General features: G+C 43.7%; 10 protein-coding genes. 6 read left to right on the top strand and 4 right to left on the bottom strand.

The window, feature by feature from the left end; all coding sequences use genetic code 11:
• Positions 1–127 precede the first annotated feature (127 nt).
• The gene (locus EWV68_RS02250) at positions 128–511 is read right to left on the bottom strand and encodes a Fur family transcriptional regulator (RefSeq protein WP_061431059.1); all 384 of its coding nucleotides are present in this window, start codon (positions 509–511) and stop codon (positions 128–130) included.
• 31 nt (positions 512–542) lie between these two features.
• Here EWV68_RS02250 and purS point away from each other — a divergent pair, with 31 nt between their 5' ends.
• The 6 genes from purS to EWV68_RS02280 all read left to right on the top strand — a co-directional run bounded on the left by purS (position 543) and on the right by EWV68_RS02280 (position 5,009).
• Complete coding sequence (gene purS / locus EWV68_RS02255; protein WP_002796436.1) at positions 543–818, top strand: phosphoribosylformylglycinamidine synthase subunit PurS; 276 nt, start codon at positions 543–545, stop codon at positions 816–818.
• A gap of 135 nt (positions 819–953) precedes the next feature.
• Entirely contained in the window at positions 954–1,640 is a 687-nt protein-coding gene (purQ, locus tag EWV68_RS02260) for a phosphoribosylformylglycinamidine synthase subunit PurQ (protein ID WP_287168672.1), read from the top strand.
• Between the two features lie 242 nt (positions 1,641–1,882).
• Complete coding sequence (gene cdf31 / locus EWV68_RS02265; RefSeq protein ID WP_287168674.1) at positions 1,883–2,809, top strand: CDF family zinc efflux transporter Cdf31; 927 nt, start codon at positions 1,883–1,885, stop codon at positions 2,807–2,809.
• A 46-nt stretch (positions 2,810–2,855) separates the two neighbouring features.
• Complete coding sequence (gene rfbB / locus EWV68_RS02270; RefSeq protein ID WP_061430679.1) at positions 2,856–3,932, top strand: dTDP-glucose 4,6-dehydratase; 1,077 nt, start codon at positions 2,856–2,858, stop codon at positions 3,930–3,932.
• A 470-nt stretch (positions 3,933–4,402) separates the two neighbouring features.
• A complete protein-coding gene (rpsP, locus tag EWV68_RS02275; protein ID WP_002736858.1) occupies positions 4,403–4,651 on the top strand; it encodes a 30S ribosomal protein S16 in 249 nt (82 codons plus the stop codon).
• A complete protein-coding gene (locus tag EWV68_RS02280) occupies positions 4,644–5,009 on the top strand; it encodes a KH domain-containing protein (protein ID WP_061430678.1) in 366 nt (121 codons plus the stop codon). Before rpsP ends, EWV68_RS02280 begins: the two co-directional genes overlap by 8 nt.
• 9 nt (positions 5,010–5,018) lie before the next feature.
• Here EWV68_RS02280 and obgE read toward each other — a convergent pair whose 3' ends face one another.
• The 3 genes from obgE to EWV68_RS02295 all read right to left on the bottom strand — a co-directional run bounded on the left by obgE (position 5,019) and on the right by EWV68_RS02295 (position 6,769).
• On the bottom strand, positions 5,019–6,047 hold the full coding sequence (gene obgE, locus EWV68_RS02285) for a GTPase ObgE (protein WP_061430677.1): 1,029 nt from the start codon (positions 6,045–6,047) through the stop codon (positions 5,019–5,021).
• A 248-nt stretch (positions 6,048–6,295) separates the two neighbouring features.
• Entirely contained in the window at positions 6,296–6,463 is a 168-nt protein-coding gene (locus tag EWV68_RS02290) for a hypothetical protein (RefSeq protein WP_239697988.1), read from the bottom strand.
• Positions 6,464–6,547: 84 nt separating this feature from the next.
• On the bottom strand, positions 6,548–6,769 hold the full coding sequence (locus tag EWV68_RS02295; protein ID WP_061430676.1) for a hypothetical protein: 222 nt from the start codon (positions 6,767–6,769) through the stop codon (positions 6,548–6,550).
• Positions 6,770–7,133 lie beyond the last annotated feature (364 nt).

The following is a 7,133-nucleotide window of genomic DNA, read 5'->3' on the forward strand; positions in this document are numbered from 1 at the left end:
GGTAAAATCCCTGAACTTTTTCCCTGAAAATTAGGTAATTGACCAGATGAAAATCGCTAAAACCCCACACCCTACACCCCACACCCCACACCCTGCCCCCAGGAAAACCTTTTTCAGCAAACCCTACTTAACTGGGTTTACAGCGATCGCAAAGTCCAAAAAATTCGAGAGTGTGGTAATAAACCTTGAATTGGTGTGATTTTTCGAGTTTTTCTTCCAATTCGTGAACGGGACACTCATTAAAGACGATAGACCGACCGCAATGAATACAGGTAAGATGGTGTTGATCCTGCTGAACGGAACTGTAGAGGGATTCTCCTGTGGCTAGGGTTCTCACCTGCACTGCGCCCTGTAGTTTTAGGGATTCTAGGGCGCGGTAAACAGTGGCTAACCCCATATTTTGGTCACGCTGACGGAGTTCCACAAACAATTCTTGAGCGGATACTGCCCGATTTAAGGTTTTGAGTAAGTGGATAATGCGCTCTTGCGATCGGGTGCGTTGGGATTTCATATCAAAAAGGTCAGCGATCAAAGTTAATTCTATGCCAAAAAATTATCAGTGCTGTATTTATGTTACCCTGCGCCCCTCGGTGCTCGATCCGGCGGGTACGGCGGTAGAGTCGGGATTAAAGCAATTAGGTTATGATACTGTGGCCGGGGTGCGAATTGGTAAGTATATTGAGCTTACCGTGACAGCAGCGGACGAAACCAGCGCTCGCGCTCAATTGGCTCAAATGTGCGATCAACTATTGGCTAATCCTGTAATTGAAAATTATCGCTTTGATTTGCATTGTCAGGAGATAGGGGATAGGGATTAGGGGATAGGGAAATGCGGAAATGGGGGATTAGGGGATAGGGAAATGGGAGAATGGGGAAATTCAACTAATACCCTAACACCCTAACACCCATCTGATGAGAGCTTTTTGCAAAATGAATTAACCAAGTTAAAAATTATGAAGTTTGGGATTATTGTTTTCCCTGGATCGAATTGCGATCGAGATGTGGCAACGGTGACGGAGGGGATTTTTCAGCAACCTACCCGCTATGTTTGGCATCAAGAGACGGATTTAGCGGATTTGGATGTGATCGTGGTGCCGGGGGGATTTAGTTACGGCGATTATTTGCGCTGTGGTGCGATCGCTCGGTTTTCGCCAGCGATGAAAACTGTCCGAGAAGAAGCCGAAAAAGGTAAATTAGTTTTAGGCATCTGTAACGGTTTTCAGGTATTAACGGAAATTGGGCTGCTACCCGGTGCGTTAATTCGTAATCGCGACTTACATTTTATCTGCGATCGAGTGCCGGTAAAAGTGGAAAATAATCGATCTGTCTGGACGCGAGGTTATCAACCGCAACAGGTGCTTAATTTGCCGATTGCCCACGGGGAAGGGCGTTATTATGCCGCAGAAGATACGTTAAAATCTCTGGAGGATAACGGACAAATTCTCTTTCGTTACTGTACTCCCACAGGAGAGGCAAATGAGTCGGGAAATCCTAACGGTTCGTTAAATAATATTGCAGGAATTACCAATAAAGCAGGAAATGTGCTAGGAATGATGCCTCATCCCGAACGCGCCGCCGATCGGATGCTCAATTTGACCGATGGGAGTCTGTTATTTCAGGAGTTGATCAATTGTTGTTGACTAGACCTCTTGTAAAAATCAAAAATTGTTGTTAGGGTCAGTAGCCGGTCGTCAGTAGTCAGGAGAATTAAAAATGAATAATAATCAATTAAATGGTCTATTTACCGACTTTAGGCAATTCAATCCTTATTTTTGCCCTTTTTCAACCCTCAAGTAGTTGAGTTTTTGGGGTTTTGGGGTTTTAGTTGAAATTTCCCTGATAACTGATAACTGATAACTGATAACTGATAACTGATAATCCTGTGGCTGTTTTAAAAGATAATCGGGCTACCGTCCAAAAAGTTCTCTGGATCACCCTACTGCTGAACATTTTGGTTATGGCGATCAAAGCGGGGGTGGGTTTGAGAATTGGTGCTTTAAGTCTGCAAGCGGATGCTCTCCATAGTGTCACCGATAGTGCCAATAATGTCTTGGGATTAGTAGCGATGAGGTTTTCCTCTCCCTATCCCGATCGAGATCATCCCTACGGACATCTGAAATACGAAGCGATCGGAGCTTTAGCGATCGCCGCATTTTTGGGGATTGCCTGTTTTGAAATCTTGCAAGGGGGGATCATGCGTATTATCAAAGGAGGAAAACCCGTCGAGATTGCAGGTCCTGAATTATGGCTATTAATTATCGTTTTAGGGGTGAATATTTTTGTCACCTATTATGAAAGATCGGTGGGGCAGCGTGTCGGTAGTGCGATTTTGATTGCCGATGCTCGTCATACCATGAGTGATGTGTGGGTGACAATTACGGTTTTATTGGGTTTAGTCGGGGTTTGGGTGGGCAATACGGCTAATATTCCCCAATTACAATGGTTAGATGTGATTTTGTCCTTTCCCGTCGCTTTTTTGGTGTTTAGCAGTGGTTGGAAAGTCCTGATGGAGAATTTACCTTTGTTAGTGGATGAAATGGCGATCGCTCCTGAAGTGATTCATCAAATTGTGATGGAGGTGCCGGGGGTGCTTAATTGTCATGCGATCGCATCTCGGGGAGTGGTGGGAAGACAGGTATTTATAGAAATGCACCTAGTTGTCTCCGCGCAAGATGTGGAAACTGCTCACGCAATCACGGAAGCGGTGGAAGCAAGATTAAGCCAACAATTTAGCCCTGTGAGAATTTTAATTCACGTTGAACCGCCGGATTATCACTCCGATCAGATCACTTTTGATGAAGAAGTGTGAAGCAAAAAGGCCTAAAATAAGTAGCAAACTTTTGCTAGAGGTGGCCATGGCGACGGAAAATCAAGCTAGAAACATAGTAATTACTGGTGGAGCAGGATTTATCGGCTCGAATTTTGTTCATCATTGGTGCGAGAATTATCCTGAGGATCGTGTCATTGTTCTTGATGCTCTTACCTACGCGGGCAATTTGAATAATTTAGCGACACTGAAAGATAGAAAGAATTTCCGTTTTCTGCAAGGGGATATCTGCGATCGAGCTTTAGTTGATGAATTATTTGCTGGTGAAAATATCGATACAGTTGCCCATTTTGCCGCCGAATCCCATGTGGATCGATCGATTCTTGGCCCTGGGGCTTTTGTGCAAACTAATGTGGTGGGAACTTTTACTCTATTAGAAAGTTTTCGGCAACATTGGTTAAGTAATCATCAACCCGATAACTATCGTTTTCTGCACGTTTCCACCGATGAGGTTTATGGCAGTTTAGGAGTAGATGATCCGGCTTTTACCGAAACTACTCCCTATGCTCCTAATAGTCCCTATTCTGCCTCAAAAGCGGGGAGTGATCATCTAGCGAGAGCTTATTTTCATACCTACGGAATGCCGACAATTATTACTAATTGCTCTAATAATTATGGTTCCTACCATTTCCCAGAAAAGTTAATTCCTTTGATGTGTATTAATATTCTTTTGGGTAAACCTTTACCTGTTTATGGTGATGGTCAAAATGTTCGAGATTGGTTATATGTGCGGGATCATTGTCAAGCTTTAGATACAGTTATTCACAAGGGAAAAGCGGGAGAAACATATAATATTGGCGGAAATAATGAGGTAAAAAATATCGATTTAGTTAGGATGTTATGTAAGTTAATGGATGAATTAGCTCCCGATTTACCCGTGAAACCCGCTCAGAATTTAATTACTTTTGTCAAGGATCGGGCTGGACACGATCGCCGGTATGCTATTGATGCCAGTAAAATTCGCACTGAATTAGGTTGGCAACCTCAAGAAACGGTAGAGGGGGGATTAAGAAAAACCATTCAATGGTATCTCGATCATCGGGATTGGTGGCAACCTTTGTTATCCAAAGAATATCAAGAGTATTATGGGAAAGTTTACGGTTAGAGAGGGGTAAGCTGTTAAGCATTTAAATTGCTTGTTGAGACGAGGCAAGAGGCAAGAGGCAAGAGGCAACAGTAAAGGGATTGGGGGAGATTCGGCTAATCTTAAGAATAAGTGCTTTAAATGCGCACAAATTGTTGTTAGGGTTAGGAGTCAGTAGCCAGTAGTCAGTAGTCAGGAGAATTAAGAATGAGCATTAATCAGTTAAATGGTCTATTTACAGATTTTATGCGATTTAATCCTTATTTTTGACGTTTTTGAACCCTCAAAAATTAATTATGCAAGAGGTTTAATTTAATCTTAATTTTGGGTGTGTTAGCGAAAACTAACACACTTAAACCTTGTACCTCACCATTAAGATATTGGCGTTATTTTCGATAATATGCAATGGCTGCCTCCCGTTCCCTCGATCGCCACTTGTGGAATTACCGCCTGGATGAGTTAGAATCGGAAAGGAGAATTTTTGAGTAACCATGATCAAATTACGTCTAAAACGCTTTGGTAAAAAACGCGAAGCCAGTTATCGTATCGTTGCGGCCGTTAGCACCAGTCGTCGCGATGGTCGTCCCCTAGAGGAATTAGGATTTTACAATCCCCGCACCGATGAAGTGCGTCTCGATGAAGAAGGGATTATCCGACGCTTACAACAAGGAGCGCAACCGACGGACACCGTACGCAGCATTCTCACCAAACAGAAAATTTTCGAGAAAATCAATGCCTAGTACCCCCAATTATCTCGAACTGGTGAAATTTATGATCGAGCCGTTTTTGGAAGAGCCGGCCAGTCTGAGATTGGATATCGAGCGCTGTAAGGAAAATGAACGTCTTTGGGTGCGTGTAGCCTTCGATGATGCCGATAAAGGCAAAGTTTACGGCCGGGGAGGACGCAATTTACAGGCGATTAGAACTACCCTAGAAATGGCGGCCGCGAGTGTGGGTCGCTCTCTTTATCTAGAAGTCTATGCGGCCGAAAATGAAGCTGAACAGCGCCGCACCCGTCGTTCTAATGGTAACTTTGAAGGTACGGAAAGAAGACCGAGCAATCGCCGACCACCCGCACCCCGGCAACCCAACAACTAACGAGCGATTTTAGGAAAACAGGGAAGGGGTTTCATCCTCGACCCTCTCCAGTTGCTCTAATTGCTGCCAAACTTTGGCGAGTAAAGTGGTTAATCCGGCTCCCGTAACAGCGGAAATAGTCAAAATCTCGGCATTAGTTATTTTAGCAAACTGCTTTTGATAGTTATCTATCGTTTCCTCGTCCACAGCATCAATTTTGTTGAAAACCAGTATTTGCGATCGCTTTTCTAATCCCCGACCATAGGCGGCTAATTCCCCTTGAATAATTTGATAATCGGCGATCGGGTCTTCTGATGTCAAGGAGACAAGATGAATTAACAGGCGTGTGCGTTCGATATGGCGCAAAAATTCGTGTCCTAAGCCGATTCCTAGGTGCGCTCCCTCGATTAATCCAGGAATATCGGCGAATACCGTCCCATCTCCCGTGGGTTTGCGTACCACTCCCAAGTTAGGAATGAGAGTCGTAAAGGGATAATCGGCGATTTTGGGACGAGCAGAGGAAACGGCCGAGATTAGGGTGGATTTTCCCGCATTGGGCAGCCCGATAATGCCCACTTCCGCTAATAACTTCAATTCTAGGCGTAAATGGCGTTTTTCTCCCTCTAAACCGGGTAAAGCGTATTCGGGTGCGCGATTATTATTACTTAAAAAGTGGCGGTTGCCTAATCCCCCTTTTCCCCCGGCAGCCACGATTAAAGTCTGTTCGGGAGTGACCAAATCGCCGATAATTTCGTTGCTATCGAGATCGTAAACCACTGTACCACAGGGAACTTTAATAATGCGATCGCTACCGTTGGCTCCCGTGCAGTTGTTGGGGCCGCCCCGTTTACCGTCATCGGCCTTAAAATAGCGACTATACTGGAAATCTAGCAGGGTTTGCAGGTTCTGAGTCGCCACGAAAATCACCGAACCACCTTTTCCCCCATTACCTCCGGCCGGACCGCCGGCGGGGACGTATTTTTCCCGACGGAAAGCGACAATTCCATCACCTCCCTTACCCCCTTCTACTTCTATTTCGGCGCGATCAATAAACTGCATAAGACTCAGTAGTTAAAGTGAAAAAATGATCAAGATCAAAGCTGTTATAGGTTAACATCTTGCCAATTTAAAGCTTCTGCGAATCCCTGAAAATGTTTGACATTGGTAGTAGCGATGACTAGATAACGGCTCGGATCTTGTTTTTTTAATAACTGCCAATGAGCAAGAATAATAATATCTACGTCAATATTGTAATTAGCAGCCGTTTGTTGGCCAATCTTTCGAGTTTCTACCCAAATTTGTGACGATTATAACATCACCTCGGTATCTAAATTTAAAAAATCAATGACATTGCGTAATTCATTAAGATTATCTAGGCTATTAAAGGAATTTTTCTTGACCGCTTCTAATAATAGGCTTTTTCTGACTTCATAATCACAGCTATCGGAACTAACTACATAAGCACCCTTAGACAAAAGTGAATAAGGCCAATCTTCCCAGTTTACCCGCTTTTTTAGGATGAGTTAATCAACCCAAAACCCCCGAATCGATAAAGACAATCATCCTTGGCTATAAAGCTTTGAATCCAAAGGACGAGCATTATCAATCGCAGTCTGAAAATTGAGGAAAGACTGGGAAATTTCTTGGTCTTGCTCATCGGTTATTTGTGACCGTTTTTGTCGTCTTTGTTCTAAGATAGCCAAAGCCGAACGATTTCGTTTAATTTGCTCTTTTCGATCCCAATCTGGATAATTGACAAGTTTGGGTTTTAATTGATTCATCTCTTTAACTGGAAATTGTCTATCATCATCTTAGCCGATCCTTTGACCAAGAACAAGAGGTAACAGGGGGTGCATCTCATTTTTGTAAATCTACCGAGTTGGGATTTTTAAAGGGAAACTCTCTGCTAAAATTGGGCATTACTTCCGATTTTATCACTCAATTAAAGCCTTAACCCCCCCGTCAGGGGAGGAGCTTCGTCCCCCGAACCTTTGACTAACTAATAGAGTTCAACCTATTAATTTTATTTTAACCCACATTCCGCACCCTAAGTGTCACAACGTCTCGAAAGAGGAAGGAGCGTGAGTCAAAATACTTATCTAGAGGAGTGAGTTGGCGGCAAGCTGCCGGCAACTAAGTCGAAAA

The sequence above is a fragment of the Microcystis sp. M_QC_C_20170808_M9Col genome (assembly GCF_007095495.1).
GTDB lineage: Bacteria > Cyanobacteriota > Cyanobacteriia > Cyanobacteriales > Microcystaceae > Microcystis > Microcystis aeruginosa.